At 75.7% G+C, this 1,660-nt stretch carries 2 protein-coding genes; one reads left to right on the top strand and one right to left on the bottom strand.

The features are described 5' to 3' along the window. Nucleotides 1-118: 118 nt before the first annotated feature. Nucleotides 119-529: an organic hydroperoxide resistance protein gene (locus tag ACFCX4_RS36150; RefSeq protein ID WP_376151710.1), complete on the bottom strand. Its 411-nt coding sequence runs from the start codon at nt 527-529 to the stop codon at nt 119-121. A gap of 137 nt (nt 530-666) precedes the next feature. Between ACFCX4_RS36150 and ACFCX4_RS36145 the strand changes: the two genes are divergently transcribed. Then, a complete protein-coding gene (locus ACFCX4_RS36145; protein WP_376151709.1) occupies nt 667-1,215 on the top strand; it encodes a MarR family winged helix-turn-helix transcriptional regulator in 549 nt (182 codons plus the stop codon). The last annotated feature ends 445 nt before the right edge of the window (nt 1,216-1,660 follow it).

Raw genomic sequence — 1,660 nt, 5'->3', positions numbered from 1 at the left:
CGGCGGGGCCCTCCGAGGCCGTCGATCCGTCGACGGTCCGACGGTCCGTCCACGTGTCCGGCCGGCCGGCCGGTCGGCCGCGCGGCGACTGCTCGTGCGGGGGTTGGTCGTGCGGGGGTTACTCGACGACGAGCTCGACCGGGATGTTGCCCCGGGTGGCGCGGGAGTACGGGCACACCTCGTGCGCCTTCTTCACCAGCAGCTCACCGGTCTCGCCGGCGAGCGCCTCGGGCAGCTCGACCCGCAGCACCACGGCGAGGCCGAAGCCCTCGGCGTCCTGGCCGATCGACACCTCGGCGGTCACCGAGACGTCGCCGGTGTCCACCTTCGCCTGCCGGCCGACCAGGCCGAGCGCACTGGCGAAGCAGGCGGCGTAGCCGGCCGCGAACAGCTGCTCGGGGTTGGTGCCCTGCCCGTTGCCGCCGAGCGCGGGCGGCATCGCCAGGGCGAGGTCGAGCTGCCCGTCGGAGCTGACGGCGCGGCCCTCCCGGCCGTTGGCGGTGGCGGCTGCGGTGTAGAGCGCGTCCATGTCGCTTCCCTCTCGTCCTGTGCTGCGGAGTCCCGGTCCGGTGGCCCGGGTGGGCCACCTGTCGGAAACAAGTAGAGCACGCGATTCAATTGTGCACAACTCAATGGCGCGGATGGTGTCGTCGTTACCATGGATCCATGACCGCGCTCCCCGACCTGCCCGACGACCCGAACCCGCCGGCCGTCCCGGACCTGCCCGACGGCGGCGGGCTGCCCGGCGACGCGGACCTGCTCCGGCTGGACCGGCAGATCTGCTTCTCGCTGAACGCCGCCGCCCGCGCCTTCGGGGGCGTCTACCGGGTGCTGCTCAAGGACCTCGGGCTGACCTATCCCCAGTACCTGGTGATGCTCGTCCTGTGGGAGCACGGCGACCTCCCGGTCAAGCGGATCGGCGCTCACCTCCGGCTGGACTCGGGCACCCTCTCCCCGCTGCTCAAGCGCCTGGAGGCGGCCGGCCTGGTGCGCCGCGAGCGCAGCCCGGAGGACGAGCGCTCGGTCACCGTCGGCCTCACCGACGAGGGCTCCGCCCTGCGCGACCGCGCCGGCCGGGTGCCCCGCCGGCTCCTCGCCGCGACCGGCCTGCCGGTCGAGGACCTCGCCGCCCTGAGGGGACTGCTGGACCGGGTCACCCTCGCTCTCGACACCGCCGTGCCGGGGCTCACCGCGGCGGACCGGACGTCCGGCTGAGCGGTGGCGGGGCCTGTGGTCCGGCCGCGAACCGGCGTGATCCGGGCGCGTTCCCGGACGGGTTCGTTCGGCTCCCCTCTCCGCCCGGGGCCCTTCCGCCACCTGACCACCACCCGGCCACCACCCGGCCACCGCCACCGACCGCAGCCGTGCGTCGCGGGAGGCGCGCCGGGTCCTGCGGCCGGGCGGTCCGGCGTCCGTGAACGTGATCCCGCGCTGCCCGCGCACGCTGCGCACCGTCCTGGGACGACGCGTCCGCCGCCTCCGCAAGTGGTGCGGCCGACGGCGTCCTGCCGGACCGGCGCGCCGGCAGCTGTCCCGCGCCCCGAGGCGATCGCACCGCACTTCGAGGGGCACGCGTTGCGGGTGCGGCGTCGGTTGGCCTCCCAGGGCGCCCCGGCGGCCGCTCGACGCCGGACGGCCGGACGGCCGGACGGCCGGACGG

This window comes from Kitasatospora sp. NPDC056327 (genome assembly GCF_042261735.1).
GTDB lineage: Bacteria > Actinomycetota > Actinomycetes > Streptomycetales > Streptomycetaceae > Kitasatospora.
This window is presented reverse-complemented; position numbering and strand designations above follow the sequence as displayed.

Coding starts and splice junctions, on each gene's coding strand:
- ACFCX4_RS36145 (WP_376151709.1), top strand. CDS start 667: ATGACCGCGCTCCCCGACCTGCCCGACGACCCGAACCCGCCGGCCGTC.
- ACFCX4_RS36150 (WP_376151710.1), bottom strand. CDS start 529: ATGGACGCGCTCTACACCGCAGCCGCCACCGCCAACGGCCGGGAGGGC.